The 19,370-nt window shown below is 43.2% G+C and carries 18 protein-coding genes; 10 read left to right on the forward strand and 8 right to left on the reverse strand.

Going from position 1 to position 19,370, the window contains the following annotated elements; genetic code table 11:
• Positions 1-14 precede the first annotated feature (14 nt).
• Both abc-f and Q0L00_RS14915 read right to left on the reverse strand, forming a co-directional pair.
• Complete coding sequence (abc-f, locus tag Q0L00_RS14910) at positions 15-1,937, reverse strand: ribosomal protection-like ABC-F family protein (RefSeq protein ID WP_297337682.1); 1,923 nt, start codon at positions 1,935-1,937, stop codon at positions 15-17.
• A gap of 257 nt (positions 1,938-2,194) precedes the next feature.
• Positions 2,195-2,365: a hypothetical protein gene (locus Q0L00_RS14915; RefSeq protein WP_297337683.1), complete on the reverse strand. Its 171-nt coding sequence runs from the start codon at positions 2,363-2,365 to the stop codon at positions 2,195-2,197.
• 259 nt (positions 2,366-2,624) lie between these two features.
• Here Q0L00_RS14915 and Q0L00_RS14920 point away from each other — a divergent pair, with 259 nt between their 5' ends.
• The 3 genes from Q0L00_RS14920 to Q0L00_RS19730 are packed head-to-tail and all read left to right on the forward strand — an operon-like array spanning position 2,625 to position 3,411.
• Positions 2,625-2,960 carry a helix-turn-helix transcriptional regulator gene (locus tag Q0L00_RS14920; protein WP_297337684.1) on the forward strand — a complete coding sequence of 112 codons (336 nt, stop codon included), beginning with the start codon at positions 2,625-2,627 and terminating at the stop codon, positions 2,958-2,960.
• Complete coding sequence (locus Q0L00_RS14925; RefSeq protein WP_297337685.1) at positions 2,957-3,163, forward strand: hypothetical protein; 207 nt, start codon at positions 2,957-2,959, stop codon at positions 3,161-3,163. Before Q0L00_RS14920 ends, Q0L00_RS14925 begins: the two co-directional genes overlap by 4 nt.
• A 47-nt stretch (positions 3,164-3,210) precedes the next feature.
• Positions 3,211-3,411: a type II toxin-antitoxin system RelE/ParE family toxin gene (locus Q0L00_RS19730; RefSeq protein ID WP_363318554.1), complete on the forward strand. Its 201-nt coding sequence runs from the start codon at positions 3,211-3,213 to the stop codon at positions 3,409-3,411.
• A gap of 213 nt (positions 3,412-3,624) precedes the next feature.
• Here the strand turns inward: Q0L00_RS19730 and Q0L00_RS14930 are convergent, their stop codons facing one another.
• Both Q0L00_RS14930 and Q0L00_RS14935 read right to left on the reverse strand, forming a co-directional pair.
• Complete coding sequence (locus Q0L00_RS14930; protein WP_297337686.1) at positions 3,625-4,719, reverse strand: RHS repeat-associated core domain-containing protein; 1,095 nt, start codon at positions 4,717-4,719, stop codon at positions 3,625-3,627.
• 186 nt (positions 4,720-4,905) lie between these two features.
• Positions 4,906-5,415, reverse strand: a complete 510-nt coding sequence (locus Q0L00_RS14935) for a hypothetical protein (RefSeq protein ID WP_297337687.1) — start codon at positions 5,413-5,415, stop codon at positions 4,906-4,908.
• A gap of 361 nt (positions 5,416-5,776) precedes the next feature.
• Between Q0L00_RS14935 and Q0L00_RS14940 the strand changes: the two genes are divergently transcribed.
• From Q0L00_RS14940 to hflC, 3 genes are all read left to right on the forward strand, one after another.
• A complete protein-coding gene (locus tag Q0L00_RS14940; protein WP_297337688.1) occupies positions 5,777-6,958 on the forward strand; it encodes a sorbosone dehydrogenase family protein in 1,182 nt (393 codons plus the stop codon).
• 313 nt (positions 6,959-7,271) lie between these two features.
• A complete protein-coding gene (hflK, locus tag Q0L00_RS14945; protein ID WP_297337689.1) occupies positions 7,272-8,249 on the forward strand; it encodes an FtsH protease activity modulator HflK in 978 nt (325 codons plus the stop codon).
• Positions 8,246-9,184, forward strand: a complete 939-nt coding sequence (gene hflC, locus Q0L00_RS14950) for a protease modulator HflC (protein WP_297337690.1) — start codon at positions 8,246-8,248, stop codon at positions 9,182-9,184. The genes hflK and hflC overlap by 4 nt, the downstream gene beginning before the upstream one ends.
• Positions 9,185-9,238: 54 nt before the next feature.
• Here the strand turns inward: hflC and kdsB are convergent, their stop codons facing one another.
• From kdsB to Q0L00_RS14965, 3 genes are read right to left on the reverse strand one after another with little or no spacing between them, the layout of a single operon-like run.
• Positions 9,239-9,973, reverse strand: a complete 735-nt coding sequence (gene kdsB / locus Q0L00_RS14955; protein WP_297337691.1) for a 3-deoxy-manno-octulosonate cytidylyltransferase — start codon at positions 9,971-9,973, stop codon at positions 9,239-9,241.
• 11 nt (positions 9,974-9,984) lie between these two features.
• A complete protein-coding gene (locus tag Q0L00_RS14960; RefSeq protein WP_297337692.1) occupies positions 9,985-12,444 on the reverse strand; it encodes a polysaccharide biosynthesis tyrosine autokinase in 2,460 nt (819 codons plus the stop codon).
• Between the two features lie 6 nt (positions 12,445-12,450).
• On the reverse strand, positions 12,451-13,269 hold the full coding sequence (locus tag Q0L00_RS14965) for a polysaccharide biosynthesis/export family protein (RefSeq protein ID WP_297337693.1): 819 nt from the start codon (positions 13,267-13,269) through the stop codon (positions 12,451-12,453).
• A gap of 169 nt (positions 13,270-13,438) precedes the next feature.
• On the opposite strand from Q0L00_RS14965, the gene Q0L00_RS14970 reads away from it, so the two are divergent.
• Positions 13,439-14,383: a GNAT family N-acetyltransferase gene (locus Q0L00_RS14970; protein WP_297337694.1), complete on the forward strand. Its 945-nt coding sequence runs from the start codon at positions 13,439-13,441 to the stop codon at positions 14,381-14,383.
• 428 nt (positions 14,384-14,811) lie between these two features.
• Positions 14,812-15,804, forward strand: coding sequence for a polysaccharide deacetylase family protein (locus Q0L00_RS14975; RefSeq protein WP_297337695.1), 993 nt, complete (start codon positions 14,812-14,814; stop codon positions 15,802-15,804).
• Between the two features lie 30 nt (positions 15,805-15,834).
• Here the strand turns inward: Q0L00_RS14975 and Q0L00_RS14980 are convergent, their stop codons facing one another.
• Positions 15,835-17,019 carry a glycosyltransferase gene (locus Q0L00_RS14980; RefSeq protein WP_297337696.1) on the reverse strand — a complete coding sequence of 395 codons (1,185 nt, stop codon included), beginning with the start codon at positions 17,017-17,019 and terminating at the stop codon, positions 15,835-15,837.
• A 538-nt stretch (positions 17,020-17,557) separates the two neighbouring features.
• Between Q0L00_RS14980 and Q0L00_RS14985 the strand changes: the two genes are divergently transcribed.
• Together Q0L00_RS14985 and Q0L00_RS14990 are read left to right on the forward strand one after the other, a co-directional pair.
• Positions 17,558-18,346 carry a DUF1080 domain-containing protein gene (locus Q0L00_RS14985; protein ID WP_297337697.1) on the forward strand — a complete coding sequence of 263 codons (789 nt, stop codon included), beginning with the start codon at positions 17,558-17,560 and terminating at the stop codon, positions 18,344-18,346.
• Positions 18,347-18,598: 252 nt separating this feature from the next.
• On the forward strand, positions 18,599-19,264 hold the full coding sequence (locus Q0L00_RS14990; RefSeq protein WP_297337698.1) for an NYN domain-containing protein: 666 nt from the start codon (positions 18,599-18,601) through the stop codon (positions 19,262-19,264).
• The last annotated feature ends 106 nt before the right edge of the window (positions 19,265-19,370 follow it).

Here is a 19,370-nt window from a genome sequence, read left to right on the forward strand (position 1 = left end):
AGACATTAATCCCCTTAAGCCAAAACCTCCTGCAAGGCAGAAATTTCATCGACTAGTTTTTCCCAGGTTTGGGTCACCTGCTCGAGTTGGGCTTGGATCGATTGATACTGTTGCTGCACCTGCTGAGCCTTTTGCTCGTCAGCATACAAATTCGGATCTGCCAATTCCAATTCCAGCTTTTCTTTTTGGGACTCCAATTTCTCCATTTTCCCTTCGGATTCTTCCAAGTCCCGTTCCAGGCGCTTGAGTTCCTTTTTAGCCTGTTGGAGCTCGGCATCGCTTTGACTGGGTTTGGGTTTTTCCTTGGGTAGACTTTTTACTTCCTCCTTCACTGGACTTTGCTGCTGCTGACTTCGCCAGAATTCATATTCATCATAGGTTCCGGGGTACTCCTTGATCTGCTGATCTTCGATGTACCAGATTTTATTGGCTACTCCCCGGATGAAATGGCGATCGTGAGAAACGGTCACAAAGGTACCTTCATACTGCTGTAAGGCCTGGATCAAAATATTAACCGACTGAAAATCCAGGTGGTTGGTCGGTTCATCCAGCAGCAAAAAATTCGCTTCTGAAATCAGGGTTTTGGCTAAGGCCACCCGTGATTTTTCCCCTCCGGAGAGCACTTTGATTTTTTTATACACCTCATCATTGGAAAAAAGAAAACACCCCAAGACCCCGCGTAATTCGGTGTCGGTTTTGGCGCTTCCCGCCTGAGCCATTTCCTGCAAAATCTCATTATCCAAAGTCAGGGCTTCCAGCTGATGCTGGGCAAAAAAGGATTTGATGACGTTGTGGCCCTCGGTGCGTTTCCCCTCGATTTTTTCAGATCCATCGATGATTCGAAGTAAGGTGGACTTTCCTTTCCCGTTGGCTCCGATCAGGGCGATTTTATCTCCCCGCTCAATGCGGGCAGAGGTATTTTTCAAAATAGTCAACGCTCCATAAGCCTTCGAAACCTGATCCAAGACCACGACATCACGACCGGACTTTTGGGAAAATTTGAACTTGAAATTGACAAAAGCCTCATCGTTGACTACCTCATTTACCCGTTCCATCCGGTCAAGCGCCTTGATTCGGGATTGGACCTGGTTGGACTTGGTGGCTTTGGCTCTAAAGCGCTCGATAAAGCGTTCGGTCTGCTTGATCATCTGCTGCTGGTTTTCGTAGGCATTCTGCTGCAGCTCCATTCGCAGTTTTTTCTCTTCCTTGTAAAAAGAATAATTTCCGGGATATAGCGTCAAGGTTTGATTGGCCACCTCAACGGTGCTGCTGATGCAGTTATCCAAAAAAGTCTGATCGTGGGAGACTACGATAACAGCTCCCTCGTAGTTTTTAAGGTAATTTTCTACCCATTGGATGGAGGGTAAATCCAGGTGGTTGGTCGGCTCATCCAGCATTAACAGGGAGGGTTTTTCCAAAAGCAACTTTGCCAGCATCACCCGCATTCTCCAGCCTCCGGAGAACGTACGGAGGGGCTTTTGGAGATCCTCGGTTTTAAAACCAATCCCTTCCAAAACCTCTTCCGCTTTGGCTTTAATGGTATACCCTTCATTGGCTTCAAAACGATCCTGCAAATAGGCTAAGCGGTTGATGATTTCTTCGGAATGATCGGTCTCCATCTGATGCAATACCTCATCGATCTCATCTTGCAATGCCAAGGTCTCTTTAAATGCGGCAAGCGCAACATTTAAAATGCTGTCATCGGATTGATAGGAAAGCAAGTCCTGGTTCAAAAACCCAATGGTACAATCTTTGGCTTTTTGCACCTCCCCTGTGGTGGCTTGGTAATCTCCATTGATTATCCGTAAAAGTGTGGATTTACCGGTACCATTTTGACCCACCAGCCCAATTTTGTCCTTGGGCTTAATGTGTAGGTTGGCATTTTCGTAAAGGGCTCTCCCGCCGATAAAATATGAAAGGTTACTAATTGATAACATGCGGCAAAAATAGCTAATCGCCCGCTCCTATCCTTCCTGATTGAGAAAAGTTTGTTTGAAGGTTTGGCTACCCAATAGAAACAGATCGCTTTCAGCGGATCAGAACTAAAAAAAGGAAATAAAAAAGCAATAAAAAGAAGGAATTTGAGAAGAAGGGAGTTTCTAGAGATCCAGCCCCTATACACTTGGCAAACTTGACCCAACCGTGCAAAAAAAATTAGTGTAGAAAAAGGGATGGAAAAAAATAGGAATTGAGTTTAGCTAAAACTCCCGTGGAAAGCCGTTCTTGTGATCAGTTTTCTGGCTCTGAGGATCGCTTGGTGGTTGTCCGTTTTTTCCATAGGCATGATAAAGTCGATCACGTTAAAGCTCTTCCCATGGATCGGGCAGGTACTGAAGCAGTAGGCCGTCTGGGTCTTGTCATACACCTGTAGGCTCTGGGTTTTGTCCAGGTGGAACGGGCAGCTCAGCCTGCTTTGTTTGTCCGGTTTCAGACCATAATGTTCCAGGACTTCCTTTTAACGTCAGTCCGGTTTGGATATCGGTGATCTCCATAATCGAAAGATTATAGAAAAATATTTCTTGTTCCAATCAGAGACAAAAGTATCCAAAGGTTTTATTCTATCTTTTATTTACGTAAATTTGCCATAAACATAGATTACAGAGTATAATTGTATCTTATCAGGTATGGAAACAGGCAAAATAATTGCAACTTTAAGAGATTCCAAGGGCTGGTCACAGACCGATTTGGCCAACAACAGCGGCGTATCCCGGGTAATGATCGGTAAATATGAACGGGGCGAAGCCGTTCCATCCATCGATGCCGCCAAGAAGATTGCGGATGCCTTTGAGGTGTCTTTGGATTATCTGGTGGGAGAAGGGCAAAACGCAAGGTTTGACAAAAAGACCGTACAGCGACTGCAGGAGATCGAAGCCCTGAACCCAACCATAAAAGACAAACTTTTCTTTTTGATCGATACTGTAATCAGGGACACAAACGCCCAAAAGGCTTATATGCAATGAGAACACAATTTGTAACAGATGACCACGGCAAAAAACTCGCAGTTATTCTTCCAATCAAGGAATATAACAAAATGGTCGATGACCTGGAGGAACTCGAAGACATTAAACTCTATGATGCCGCCAAGAAGGGCAAACAGGAGTTTATAGATGCAGAACAGGCTTTCAGGGAGATCGAGAAAAAACGCGAACAAAAACAAAAGTAATGTACAAAGTCCGTGTTGAGCGCAAAGCGTAGAAAAAGCTCGCCAAGATTCCGGAACCGTATTATTCCAATATCAAGACCGCCATACTCGACCTGGGGAACGACCCACGCCCAAAAGGCTGCAAGAAACTAAAAGGCAGGGACGGCTACCGTGTCCGTGTGGCCGATTACCGAATCATCTACGAGATACAGGACAGCGTCCTGCTTGTGGATGTCATTGATTTAGGACACAGAAAGGATATTTATTGAAAAAGCCCGGCAGAAATGCCGGGCTTTTTCATTTTATCTACTTTTATTGTGACCCGAAGTACTCAAAAATAAAATAAATACCTATCAAAATAAACAAAAGACCTGCTGCATATCCTTTTAGATTGGTAAAACCGTAATCTCCTTTTATTGGTTGTTTTATTGTTTGATACAAAAAAAACAGCCCTGCCAGAATTAATACTATACCCCAAACCATCATTTATCTTTCTTTTTTTGAATAGCAGGAACAATTAACTGGTTAGTTATTTCAATATCAGTATTCTGTGTAGCCCTAAGAATAATCTCATCAGTTGCCCCTATAACACCATTATTCAAAAGATTATCTAAAACTCTATTTCCTTGCGTCCCCGCCCCTAATAAAACTGCATCAGTCGCCGCAGCTCCATAATTACCTTGGTTAAAGTTAAGAGTAGCACTACTTACTCCTGAAATAACAGAAAATAATTCTCGGACGGCTAACAACCCCGCTCCAACCGGTGGAGCAAAAGGAGCAGCTACAAGCCCGGCAGCAGTAGCTCCAAACCCCACTTTCCCCGTAGCGTCTTTTGTCACTCCAAGAGCAGCAGCAGCAAACTCCCTTCTCCCTCTATAAACACCGTCTTGAACCGGGTTAGGTGAGGATACTGTAAATTCGGGTAAACTCCTAATCCCTTCTGTTGTACTTCCATCGGAATTATAGACTACGGTATTACCGGTCTGTTCGTCTACTCCCGTCCCGGATTTGCCCAAGTAGGTTTCACCAGTCTTTGTTGTTGCCTGGGAAGTCGCATTGTCATCCCAATAAATCTCGTTGTCCTTATTGACAACCCAATCAAATCTACCATCAGGATCAATTCTGTTCAGCGGGTTGTTCTGCACGAAGTTGTACGGCGACACCCATTCCCGGAGATGGGACATCGGATCAGGAACAGCCCATCTCCCTATAACTGGATCATAAAAACGTGCCCCGTAATCATACAGGTTCACTCCTAGGTGGTCAGTGTATTCCTTCCCGTTGTAGAGGTACTTATTCGCCTTAATCCCCCCATACTGAAATCCAATTCCAGTCAATTCCAACCCCCATGGATCATAATGAGTTTCTTGGGCTATCGGCGAAGACAAACTCATCAGCATCATATTGTCAAACCAGACATCCTCTGAGGTCTCGTTTACCACGAAGGTTTCCATATAACCGTCTTTGGAAATGTACAGATTTTCTTCCAAAACCTCATGTTGATTGGCAGCATCTCTGCTCAAAACTTTCTTGCCCACTTCATATCGGTTACTGTCTTTGTCACATAATGCATACATCAGGTAGGCTTCAGGAGCAGATTTCTTTTGCAGATGGCCAGCGAGAATATCCGCCAGATTGAACAGCGCTATCGGATTGCCGCCTCCCCCTCGCTGGGTGGCACCCGCAAGTTCATTCAGGTCATTGACCAGTCTATCCTTAGCTCCCGTGGTCGCAAAGCTTCCTGCATTGGCCTTCTTCTCCTTTTAGTCCGCATACTTCCCAAAGACCTGAAGCTTCACACTGTCTCCTCCGTAGATTTCCTGGCTTCTGCCCGGCCCCACCATTCTTCCTCTGTCGGCATTCAGCCAGGCCACCTGGTTTCCTCCTGCTGTCTTGTTGTGTTCCGGTGCAAGTTGTCTGGAGGCCTGGATCTGGGTTAACTCCTGTTCTTCCGTTTCGGCATTTTGAGTCTCCATCGTTGCCATATAGACCTGCGTAGATGGATTTCGCAGTACCTGCCTCACATTTCCCAAATGGTCTTTCCTAAAATACGCGTATTGGTAGGTTCCCGATTCAACTGCAACCCTCCCTTCTTCATGAATCAGGTAATCCAGAGCTCCGTCCTGAAACACAAACTCTCCTATATAGTCCTGCTTTTTAGTCAAAGAACCGCTGGTATTGTATACCTTCTGGGTTAATTTGATTCCTTCCGCATCATATGCAAAGCTGATTTTTGCGCCAGTAGTGAATGAAACCTCAACCGGAAGATTCAAATGGTTATAGCTGATGTTACTGATCTGCTTATCAAGATTGGACTTTAGGTCGCCGTTGGTACCGTAGGCATAAGCAGAGGTGCTTCGCTCGATAAAATCCTTTGAGTTTTAGGTTTGACTCAAGTTACCATCAGCCACTTGAATCAGCTTGTTACTGTTGGCTTGGTAGGTAAACTCCATTTTTCAAGACTTTTTATCCGGCCAAAAAAGGAAGCAAAAGAAATTTCAGCCTAGAAATCGACTGACTAGGAAGCCTTACTTATCCAATTCTCGAATTTTATCACATAAAGTTCCTCCTTCCGGGGAACAAGCCTTATATTAACTTGTTATTCAAGTAAATCATCACCTAGACCTATTACGTATGAAAACATTGAAAATACTCAGTCTTCTTGTTGGGCTCAGTTTGTGGAGTATTGCTGCACATGCCCAACTTCAAGCCATTAAAACTCCTAATTCTGCCAATAAACGATCCATAAGTAATGCCCAAGCGGATGTTAAATTGGATCGGATAAAACTCCCTGAAGGGTTTAAAATCGAGGTTTGGGCGGCTGACGTGCCCAATGCCCGTTCCCTTACTATTTCCGAAGAGGGAATCGTATTTGTCGGAAATCGCCAAGAAAAGAATGTCTATGCTTTGGTGGATGAAAATGGAGACGGGAAAGCAGACGCTAAGTTTATTTTGGCCGAGGGCTTACGCATGCCCAATGGGGTAGCCTACAAGGAGGGAGATCTTTATGTGGCCGAAGTCAGCCGAATTCTTCGTTTCAGAGATATTAAAAATACGTTGACCAATCCCAAATTTGAAGTGGTTTACGGTGACTACCCCACCGAGGGACATCACGGCTGGAAATTCATTGCCTTTGGTCCTGACGGTATGCTTTACGTTCCCGTAGGTGCTCCCTGCAATATCTGCGAGTCCGAAGATGAAATTTTCGCCTCCATTACTCGAATTGATCCCGACGCAGCCAATCCCACCCCGGAAGTCTACGCCCATGGAGTCCGGAATTCGGTAGGCTTCGATTGGCATCCGAAAACCGGTGACCTCTGGTTTACCGACAATGGCCGAGACATGATGGGAGATAATATTCCGGATTGCGAGTTAAACAAAGCGACAGCAAAAGGCCAGCATTTCGGATATCCATATTGGCATGCCGGCACAGTCAAAGATCCGGAATTTGGAAATCAGGGAAAGGCAGCCTCAGCCTATGTTCAGCCCCAGGCCAAACTTGGAGCCCATGTCGCACCGCTAGGTATCCGATTTTACGAGGGAAACATGTTTCCGTCCAGCTATAAAAACCAAGCCCTTATCGCCAAACACGGGAGCTGGAATCGGAGTAAAAAATCCGGCTATGAGGTTGTAAAAGTAGAATTAGATGGGAATGGAAAGGTCATTGGGGAAAAGCCTTTTGTGAGCGGATGGCTGGATGATGCCTCACAGGACGTTTGGGGAAGACCCGTAGATGTACAGGAATTGCCCGATGGCAGTTTGTTGATTTCCGATGATATGGCCAATTGCATTTACCGGGTAAGCTATACCAAGTAAGCCCCACCCAATTAGTGAGATCTGAACCGTATTAAAAATTCTAGGCCCAAAACAGAATTCTTTTGTTTTGGGCCTATCTATTTTTTGAAAAAATTCACCGAAGCCAAGAATTTACCTACACCGTTCCTCAATTTCAGTCCGGATAAGTTTAAAAATGGTATATTGAACACTGAAGCTGAAAGCCTTTTTCTGCTAGTCATGCCCTAGCCTAAATCGGGAGGTGTATCCAGTAACCCTCCTTTGGCATTTTTCAGGAAGCCAAGTTAGGCTAAACTCGCAAATTCATAGAAATCAAGAATTTACATCAAAATCAATGGAAGAAAAAAGTTACAACATCAACATTAATCCGGACTGGATCAAAAAATACCTCAGCAAAATAGTGTGGGCAATTTTTGGGTTGATCATCATTTTCTCCAGCGTTCGAACCATCGGGCCTGAAGAGGAAGGAGTAGTCATCCAGCTGGGGGAATACAACAGGACGGTCGCACCGGGCTTAAACTTCATCATTCCACTGGGAATTGAAAAAATGCACAAAATCCCAATTCAGCGCCAATTGAAACAGGAATTCGGATTTAGAACTGCTGTGGCCGGACAGCGCTCCGAATATGTCAAAGCAGGATACGGAGACGAAAGCATGATGCTGACCGGTGATCTCAATCTAACCGATGTGGAATGGGTGGTCCAATACCGAATTACTGATTCCTACAAATTTCTATTCAAAGTGCGGAATGCCGAAAAAACCCTTCGGGACATGTCAGAATCGGTCATGCGAAAAGTAGTCGGAGACCGAACCGTCAATGAAGTTCTTACCGTGGGAAGACAGGAGATTGCTTCCACAGTAGAAGTTGAGCTTCAGACCCTTTGCGATGAATATGAAAATGGCATTCGGATCGATCAAGTGGTCTTACAGGATGTGAATCCCCCCGAGCCAGTCAAGCCTTCTTTCAATGCGGTAAATGAAGCCCAACAAGAACGGGAAACCTTGATCAATCAAGCTGAAGCGGATTACAACCGCGTCATTCCCCGAGCCAGAGGTGAAGCCGAGGAAACCATCCAACTGGCCGAAGCTTATGCACTCAATCGCGTCAACCGCGCTATTGGTGAAGCTGAGCGCTTCAACGCCCTTTATGAAGCTTACATCAAAGCTCCAGAAGTAACCAAACAGCGGATTTACCTGGAAACCATGGAAAAAATCCTACCTAAAATCGGCAATAAAATCATCGTAGATGAGGATGGCAATAATGTCTTGCCCCTCTTAAATATTGACAAAGTAAAGCCCCCAGTACAATGAGAAAACGAAAAATAGGAACGGTTATAGGAGTAGCAGTTTGGATTATTTTACTTTTCAACAGCTACTTTATTTTGGATGAAACCGAGCAGGCTATTGTCACTCAATTTGGAAAACCGGTAGGCGAACCCCGAACCACTCCCGGCATCAATTTTAAAACCCCCTTTCTTCACAAAGTGCAGTTTTTTGACAAACGCTACCTGGAATGGGACGGAGACAAAAATCAGGTACCTACCAAGGATAAGAAATTCATCTTTGTCGATACCTATGCCCGTTGGGAAATCACCAATCCCCTGCAGTTTTTCATTCGCCTGCGAGATGAGCGCTCGGCTCAATCCCGGCTGGATGATATCTTAGATGGAGAAACCCGAAATGCCATTGCCAGTCACGATTTGCTGGATGTGGTCCGTTCCACCAACCGGGATCCCGAGATCACCGAAGAATTCATGGAAGAAATCGAGGTTTTGGAAGATATTTCAGTAGGTCGGGATAAAATCGAGCAGATAGTTTTGGAAAAGGCCAACGAACGAACTGCCGATTTGGGAGTGCGGATATTGGATTTCCGGTTCAAGCGCATGAACTATGTGGATGAAGTAAGGGATCGGGTTTATGACCGCATGATTTCAGAGCGAAACCGAATTGCCGATCAATTCCGTTCCGAGGGTCAGGGACAAGCTCGGGTAACCCTAGGAAATAAAGAACGGGATCTCGCCCAAATCCAATCCGAAGCCTTCAAAGAAGCTGAGGAAATCAAAGGACGGGCAGATGCCGAAGCAACCAATGTGTATGCGGCCGCCTACAATAAAAACAGACAATCCATTGACCTGTATAAATTTCTACGGACCATGGAAAGCTTTGAAAAATCCATGGATGAAAATACCAGTATTGTGCTTTCCACCGATTCGGAGTTTTTCAAGTACCTCAGAAAGTTGAATTAAGATAAATTGAATCCCCGAACCTGCCAGAATTCAAAAATTTGGCAGGTTTTTTCTTTACCGGCTGTTGCTTATTTTCCTCCAATAGGCTCTTGCCCGCTCCAAGTCTTCTGCAGTATCGATGGCAATGGCCTGATGCTGGGTTTCGGCCATCCGGATTTTAATGCCCCGCTCCAAGAGTCGCAACTGTTCCAGCATTTCGATTTGCTCTAGAGCTCCTTTGGGCCAAGAGGGGAATTCCTGAAGAATGGCTCTTCGGTACCCATAAATTCCCACATGTTTTTTATAGGAAAATCGACCTGTTTTCTCCCGGTCAAAGGGAATGGGTGATCTGGAAAAATACAGGGCATTGCCCTGTTCATCCAACACCACTTTTACCGCATTGGGATTTTGAGCTTCTTGCACGGAAATGGAAAAATAAAGTGAGGCCACCTGAACCTGATCATCTTCAAACAAGGCCAGAAGATCAGCAAGAGATTGCTTATCCTGAAAGGGTTCATCTCCCTGCACATTGACCAAAAGATCTGCATCGATAGCAGAAAGGGCTTCAGCGATTCGATCCGAACCACTCTCATGGCTTTTTTGACTAAAAAAAACCTTCCCTCCTAGGTCTTCGATTTGCGCTTGAATCCGTGCATGATCAGTCACTACCCAAACCTGGTCAAATAGTCCGGTAGCCAGGGTACTCTCATAGGTTCGTTGAATGACTGATTTGCCTCCAAGATCCTGAATCAGTTTTTCAGGCAAACGGGTGGAAGCAAACCGGGCAGGGATCAGGGCGGCGGATTTCATGGGAAAAAGGATTACCTGATTCTGAATAATTTTTTAATACTTTTCAACACAGATGGGCTTTGTTTTTTAAGCCGCTTCTTTTTGGTTTCAATATCCTCGCCGTAGTAATTATACATGTACTTATTATTCTGTGAATAGAGGTAGGTATTGCCATAGCCGTAGTTGTATCCCTCGTAATGGTAACCTGAGTTGATGATCCCGTTAAAAACTCCATAGACATTGGATACTTGCTTATTATTAAACAAGTCATTGATCATCACCAAATGATCTTTTACCGTATAATTTTGACGCACCACATACAAATTAATGTCAAAAAGTCGCATCAAATCAATGGTTTCAGAAACCAATCCCATTGGAGGCGTATCAAATATGACCACATCAAACCTACTATCAAGATACGCTAAAAACTCTTTGAGTCTTGGCGTTTGTAACAATTCCGCAGGATTGGGAGGAATGACCCCAGAAGGAACAAAGTAAAGGTTTTCATGCTGGGAAGGAATGACGATATCCTCCGCCTCCACTTTTCCTATGAGGTAAGTTGAAAGCCCTACCTTATCGGAATAATTAAAGTATTGAGCCAGCTTAGGCCGCCTTAAATCTCCCCCCACGACTACCGTTTTCTTAGAACCCAAAGCCATGGCAGAACCCAAATTAAGGGAAGTAAAGGTTTTCCCTTCCCCGGATACTGAAGAGGTGACCAAGATCCTTTTGGTTTGCTTTCCACTAGCCAAATAGGTTATCGCTGAGCGCAAGGATCTGAAGGATTCTGCCACTGCTGATTTGGGGTGTTCTAAAACCACCATGTTGGTTTCTTTTTGCGAATACCCAATCACCCCCAGCTGTGGGATCATAAAATGCTTTTTCAGATCCCGTTGATCTTTGATGCTATCGTCAAACATATCTCGGACGACTATAAATCCAAAGGGCAAAAGCAGCCCCAATACCAAGGCTAGCGCATAATTTTGCTGCTTTTTAGGAAAAACTAAGGTGCCTCTTTTTGCTGCATCCAAAATAGCATTATCCGATACGTTTGAGGCGCGGGCTATCCCCGCTTCCGCGCGTTTTTCCAACAAATACGTATAGAGCGATTCTCTTAATTTAAATTCCCGAAAAATCCCGGTGTACTTGGATTCTGATTCGGGCAAGGTCGAAAATTCAGCATCGTAGCTGGCGATTTCTCGGAGAATATTTTGCTTTTGCTTTCGAGTATTATCAATCAGGTTGACCACGTTTTCAAAGAGTCCTTCTTGTACTTTTTCCATCTGAACATCAATTTTGATGACTTCAGGATGGTTCTCATTTACCGTGGCCAATAGCCTTCTTCGCTCTTGGGAAAGGGTAACCAAAGTTTGAATTAAGCCATTCAAAAGCGGATCGGGAACCCCGATTACAGATGGAGCAATGACATCGGAAAAATCCTTGCTTTTACGATCCATGTACTCTTTGATTTCCTCAAAATAGTTGAGCTGATAATCCAATTCGGCATTCGCCTCATCCAAACTATTCATCTTGGAAAGAATATTTGAAAATTCAGCAGAGACGTCCAAAAGTTTATTTTCTACCTTAAAATTTTGCAATTCCCGCTCTTTGGCCCGTAAAGAATCTTCTAAGAAACCCAGCTGCTCTTCTATAAATGCGATCGTGTTCTCCTGAATCTTGTTTTTCTCATTGAGATCATAATCAATGTAGGACTCCATTAAGGCATTGATGTAATCTCGTCCCTTTTCCACCACTTTGGTAGTGGTACTCAATCTCAAGACCGAACTAAACTGATTTTCCAGACTTACCTGAACTGAGCGAGCCAATTGCTCTTCCAGCATGGAGGGATTTTTAAACTGAAAAATAACCACATCCCCAACTCTGCCGGGGTTGACCAAATGCACCGTGAATTTGGATCTGGCAGTTTCTACCACTTGGCCAAAAGTATAGGTCTTATCATAAATCGACTCGTCCCCCGAGGCTTTGGCTGCATTGATATCTAAAATACTGGTTTCGACCGGAACCAGTTTAAAATTTTCTTCCGATAAAATCTGTAATTCCACCGGGGCATCAGTCACCTGCAAATGATTCCAATCTACCTCAATCCGTATAGGAGATCGGTCATAGAGTTCAATATCCTTGATGTTTGTTTTGGCAAAATACTCCACATCAAAATGCAACTTACGCAAAGCCTCCCTGGCCAAATTTTTGGATCGAAGTCGAAGAATGTCATTTTCTAGATTGATTCCTGAGTTAAAAATATTTGAACGGTCCAAAATTCTAGCCTCGGGAGAATTATTGGTTTTTATCACCATGGACCCCGTCACCTCATACTCATCGACCGTATACCTGTGAAAAAGAAAAACGGCTACGGTGAACAAAAAGGTAAAAAGCAGGTACCAAGGCCAATAACGGATATATTTTGCGACAATATACCTTATCTCTAAAGCCTTCTCTTCATTGTCTAACTGGCTAAGATCTAACTTCTCCATGCGCTATTAATTACCTCCCACAAACAAATTCAAAATCAACAAACCCGATGCAAGTAAGCCCCCAAACAAAGCCAAGGATGCCGTTAAATTATCTGCTGTTCCAATCTGCCGGATTTTCATCGGTTCCATGTACAAGATATCATTTGGTTGGATGAAATAAAAAGGGCTGGCCAATAAAGCTCTGTCATTCAGGTTTATTTGATGGATTTTCACTCCTTGGTCATATTGCCTGATAATAAACAGCTTATTCTTTTTTCCCAATAATGTGGTTTCTCCAGAATTGGCCAAGGCATCAAATATGGTGGCTCTATTTTTAAAGATGACTTGAACCCCTACGGAATTAAATTCCCCTAAGGTCGTGTAACGAATTCCGGCAATTCGCAACTTTACAAATACATCCTCTTTAAAAAATTTATTGATCTCCTGTTGAACTTTCACTTTCGCTTCTTCTTCAGTCAATCCGGCAATTTTAATTTTACCCAATTTGGGAACTTCTACTTCCCCGTTCTTATCGATTGGATATCCCATAAAATACAGCGGATCAGAGCCCCCTCCTGAGCCAGCACCGCCGCCAAAACCACCCATACGGCGGCTATTTTGAAAGGTAAAGGCCTCGGTCAATTCCTCATCTGAGCTGGCAAAATCAATTTCAACCATGTCATAGGGCTGAAGGACATATTCATAATCAACCTGAGCATAGGGTATGAATTCATCCAAATTAATTTGTTGATCTTCAGATAAATTTTGCAAATAGGTTATCCGCTTATTACTGATGCAGCCCGAAGCAAATAAAATTATCAGGAACAGAAATAAAAGGTTTTTCATAGTTTTCGGTGACCAAAGGCATTCAAATATAGATAAAATGTCGAGCAATAAAGCTTAAAGGATTTCTTTTAGATCAAAATCGAAGGATACCAATCAGGCAATTCAACTCGCAAGAATTGGCTTAAATTCGCTTACTTGGAAATCAAAACCTGTTGTTTAAAAGTCGAAAATGTCACGTACTCCTCCTTTCCATATCAGGCCGGCAGAAGATCAGGATCTAGATCAACTCATCCATGTGCTCCGATCGGCTCTTGGGGAGAAACTCTTACCCAAATCCACCGAATTTTGGAAGTGGAAACATGAGCAAAATCCATTCGGAAAATCACCGGTTTTGGTTGCTGAAACCAATGGGGAACTGGTTGGAGTCCGAACTTTTCTGCGATGGAAATACGACAACACAAGCCAATCCATCCATGCACTTCGCGCAGTAGATACGGCCATTTTACCTGCCTTTCAAGGTAAGGGACTTTTTACCCAACTCACCTTAGCCTTGCTTGAACTTGAAAAGGATAATCAGCTAGTTTTCAATACTCCTAATAAATCCAGCCTTCCGGGCTATTTAAAAATGGGGTGGGTTAAGTGGGGTAAATTACCGATAAAAATAAAACCCATCCCCTTTCCTGGGACCCCCAAAAAACTACCCGAAAAAAACTGGAACAGCATCCTGCCACTGATCCCGAAACTGCAAAAATCATCCGGAACTAGCCATGCTTTTTCCACCCAATCCGTTCCCGGATATTTTTCCTGGAGATACCAAACCAATCCTTTGGTCAAGTATTCATTTCTTAGTGATGAAAGTAGCTTTATTCTATTCTTTCGGATCAAACAGGGGAAACTGGGACTTGAATTACGAATCACCGATTTTTTCACAAGCGACTCTTTTGACCTTATCAGTAAAAAAAACCTAAACAGGGAATTGAATAGCCTGATTCAACAATCCGGGGCAAGATGGGTCACCTGTTCAGGGCTAACCAAAAATTTGGACCAGTTGGATTTAGGCTTTATTCCTGCCCTGCAACTCGGCCCCTTAGTCACCCTGAGAAATCTTGATACTGATTTTGATGGACCAAATCAACTTTGGAACTGGAGTCTGGGGGATTTAGAGCTTTTCTAGCCCTGATCAACTCCTAAGCTGGTTTATCATACATCCTGAAAAAAAATCCTAAACCACTCCTACCTAGAGCCTAGCGGTGAAACACCAAAAAAGCAGCTTTTCAGACCAAAGAATTTACGTCCGCCTGAGGTAGGTTATTCAGAAAGGAGTCATGTTTCAAAAGTCACGACTTAGAAATCAGGCAAGACTCAAAAACAACCCACCGGTTAGACTAACAACCCTAACCTATTCCACATGGCCTTTGAAAATCAATCAATCAAGGGTAGACTCATGAAATACCCCTGTCGAATAGTCGACACGCAGGAGAATGATGATCCAGGGTATTTCATCTGACCTTTCAAAATCAAGGGTAGACGGATGAAATTACAGATCTAAACCCCAAGCCAACCTAGATTTTCTTATCTTCAAGACACAAAACTCATTTGCTCATGGCTGGCATTTTTACAATTTCATTGGATTTCGAATTGCTTTGGGGAATATTTGACAAGGTGGGTACCCGGTACAAACCGGAATACTTTAGCAATACCCGAAATGTCATCCCAAAGATGCTTGAACAATTTGGGAAGAATCAGATTTCAGTCACTTGGGCAACCGTAGGGATGCTTTTTGCTAAAAATGAAGAAGAGTGGCGACACTATTCTCCGGAGTTTACCCCTTCTTACCGAGATACCAACTTATCTGCCTACCAATGGGCCCAAAATCATGGCATCCGACCTGAGGTACATTTTGCCCCTGAACTCATTCAGCTTATTCTGGATACTCCTTGTCAGGAATTGGGTTCTCATACCTACGCCCATTATTACACCCTGATGCGAGGGCAAAGTCCAGAACAGTTTAGACAAGACCTACGAGCGACCCAAAAAATAGCGGAAGAAAAATTCGCGGTACGGCTCCAATCGCTGGTATTTCCCAGAAACCATATCAATGAACTCTACTTGCCCATTTGCTTGGAAGAAGGGTATACCTATGTCCGGGGAAATCCAAAAAGCTGGTATTGGCAGGAAACCCAACATGAAAACTTCGGAAAAAAATTCTTTCGATCGGCAGATTGTTTCTTTCCCATCGGAGAAAAAACGTTTTACTCCCTTCAGGATATCGCCATTTATGAAAAGGAACCGGTTATTATTCCCGCCTCACGAATACTAAGGCCCATGAATATCCGCAATGGCTTATTTAATTCCATTCGTTTAACTCGCATCCTATCCGAAATGGAAGCTGCGGCAAAATGTCAGGAAATCTACCATTTATGGTGGCATCCCCATAACTTTGGCAATGACCCCGTTGCCAGTATGCTTGAGTTGGAGCAAATCCTGGAGAAATTCCTGGAACTACAACAGAAATATGGATTTGAATCCAAAACCATGAGATCACTGGGAGAAGAGATCCAGCTGAAAACAGCCCCACTCAGCCCCACTCATTGAACAGCCCTTTTTAAGTTCAAAAATTGACTGCTAATGCTCGCTAAGAACCTCTGTATAAATAGCCTCTAAGGAATTTACCATCATCTTCATGCTGAAGTTATCCACCACTTGGCTTCGGGCAGCTTGGGCCATAGCCGCTCTTAATTTGGGATCGTGGAGCAGTTGTAAACAGTACTTTTCTAAAGCTTTCCATTCATCAATTCCTGTCAGAAAGCCTTGCTTTCCATGCTGAATCACCTCTCCTATGCCGCCTGCCCGAGTGGCGACAACCGGAACTTCACAAGCCATAGCTTCCAGCATGGCAATGGGTAAGCCTTCGAATTCAGAACTACTGAGGTAAATATCCATGATATTCAAAAACGGAATCACTTCCTTTTGCACACCGACCAGGTGAAAGTTGGCTTCATACCCTGACTCACGGATCTTTTTTTCGATGAAACTTCTCCACTCCCCATCCCCAACTAATAAAAAGTGAACCTCAGGGTTAGATTTCAAAATCCGGAGTGCGATTTCCACCCAAAGCCAAAGCCTTTTCTGGGATCGGAATACAGCCACTTTTCCAATAACGAAGGAGTCTTGGGGTATCCCCAATTGCTTTTTTAGGGTATACTTTATAGAAGGCTTGCTATGATCTGATTCCTTAGGATTTGCATTCTCCTCACTATTCAGATTATGAAATACCTCGGTATTTACTCCGTTTTGGACAACTTTTACTTTTAATCTACCGCCCCGCTTATACGGATCCCAAATGGAATTGAGCTGCATGGATAAGGCGACCTCATTGGATACCGCAATGGCCACATCTTGTTTTTTGAATGTCAGGCGATTTCCCCAGTAGGAGACCTTATTATACCTGTCCCAGGTATTATGTTCGGTGTATACTATTGGGATATTGACCTTTTTGCCTACAAATCGAGCTAAAATTCCTGCCCAGGGAAGGTGAGCATGAATGAGATCAAACTGATGTTCCTGAATAAAACTTCTGACACGATTCACTTGAAAAAAGAGTCCTAGATTACTGGAAGGAATCAAGTGCACTTTGATCCCAGCCACCTCTAATTCATCAATTATATTCTGGGGTTGATGATAAAAATAGAGGCAATGAAACTCAAACCGACTTTGATCATGAACCAGGGCAGTTTCCGGGATCAGTTTTTCTGCTCCCCCTCGCCCAAGGGATTTAATGAGATGAAGTATTTTAGTTTTCTTGGGCAAGGAAGTGATCAAGTAAATGGAGTAGGTGAACCTGGATGAGGATCGATTCGCGCAAAATTAATAGAAATTCCCCGTAGGATTGGCTTATTGTAAAATGGATTCATGTTTTGATCCGCTAATGGACTCTTTTTAATCAAAAGAAGCAAACTCTCCCTTTGAGAAAACCACTGATTCATACGGTCCCATAGAAACTAAATTGAGAAGCAATCCACCCCAAGTAAGCTATAAATGATCTTACAGCAGTAAACTGTTCCTGTTAACCTTAGCGTTTAAAACCAGTCGAAAGGTCGGCGCCCCAGTAAGAACTCAATTAAGCAGGCCCAAAAAGTTTTTCGCAGCCCAAGTATTCCCGAGTTCAAAAAACCCCCTAAGAAGCCTGAAATGACCCAAGTAATCAAAAAGGTTGGGTTTACATCCCCCCAAAAAAGACGAAATTCAACTAATCAAGTCAAAACCTAAGGCCTCTTAAAGCCTTAAAAAAACAGCAAAAAAGGAAAAGATTAATAAATTGCCTTCCTCCGATTTTAACCATTTTGTCATGAATATCCCCAAAACCCCAATTCAACTCCTGCTAGTCCTTACCTTCCTATTAGGCTTTTCCTGTAAAGAGCCCTCAAAAAAGGAATGGAAGACCATTTTTAACGGAGAGGATTTAGAAGGCTGGTCTGCGAAGTTTACCGGAGAGGAGTATGGAGTAAATTACCTGAATACCTTCCAGGCAAAAGAGGGCAAGCTCATCGTATCCTACGACGACTACGAAAAATTTGATGAAAATTTCGGGCACCTATTTTACCAAGAAAAGCTCTCTAACTACCGTCTTCGTCTTGAATACCGTTTTGTTGGAGATACCGTACCCGGAACCCCTTCCTGGGCCTATAAAAATAGTGGCATCAAATTTCATTCGACGCATCCAGCCGAATTACCCCTCGATCAAACCCTCCTGGTCGCTGTAGAAGCCCAGCTGTTGGGTGGGGATGGCAAAACGGAACGTTTTACTGGCAATGTCTGTACAGCAGGAACCCATGTTGTGATGAAGGAAAAGTTAATTACCCAACATTGCACCAACTCCACCTACCCTGCCATGACCGATTCCAGTTGGGTAAAGGTAGAAATCGAGGTACAAGGGAGCGAAAAAATAATCCACAAAATCAATGGTGAGGTAGTCCTGGAATATTCCCAACCCCAATACGATGACACCGATGAATTTGCTCGAAAGCTCATGGAAAAAGGCCACCCCAGGATCATGAGCCAAGGCTATATCGCTCTTCAAGCCGAAGGCCATCCCGTAGAGTTCAGAAATATCGAATTAATGAACTTGGATGATTGAAGTACCCTCACAACTTGGTTAAATAAACCCAGTTTCACTCTTTCTTAAACTAATTCTAAACAGGGGCAAAATAGAAATACCCCCATATCAACAGGATCAAGGACAGGTTGATGAAGGGAACAAAAGTCTTGGGGAATTTGGAACTTTAACTACTAATTAATAATTTTGATTTATATAACGCTCTTGGCCAAGTATTCTCAAATCATAACGAAATAGAGAGAATGCCTACCCTAGAGCTTTTTTTTTGAAAAGATGAAAAGAAAAACGGCAATTTTGGTTGATGGAGGTTTTTTTCTAAAACGGTATCGGGCTTTAAATAAAATTAAAAGTCCAGATCCTGTAAAAACGGCTAAAGATTTATGGGAAATGTGCTTGAAACATCTTTCACAGGCAAAGTCAGAAACTTATGATCTCTACAGAATTTTCTATTATGATTGTCTTCCCTATGAAAAAAAACAGCACAACCCTATCACAGGCAAATCAATTGATTTTTCAAAAACGGAACAATATAAATTTCAGATTGCATTTTTTGAGGAATTAAAAAAGAAACGAAAAATAGCTCTTCGGCTCGGAATTTTAGAGGACCGTAAAAGATGGATTATTAGGCCTTCTAAAACGAAGGAGTTACTCTCTGGACTAATTGAAGTTAAAGACTTGTCGGAAGAAGATGTACAATTTGACTTCAGCCAGAAAATGGTGGATATTAAAATAGGTTTAGATATTGCATCTATTACTTTAAAGGGGCAGGTTGATCAAATTATACTTATATCAGGAGATAGCGATTTTGTTCCTGCAGCTAAATTAGCCCGAAGAGAAGGAATAGACTTTCTTTTAGACCCTATGTGGAATCCTATCAAACCTCATCTCTTCGAGCATATTGACGGTTTAGTCTCTAAGATTAAAAAGCCAACATATTAATAGGCCCTGATTGGCTATATGGCAGCCCCAGCCATCAGGCCATGAAAAAAGGAACGTTGAATTTTGTAGGCGTTAATAAAATACTAATAACCAGTATCGGTCAAAT

The sequence above is a fragment of the Algoriphagus sp. genome (assembly GCF_024305035.1).
GTDB lineage: Bacteria > Bacteroidota > Bacteroidia > Cytophagales > Cyclobacteriaceae > Algoriphagus.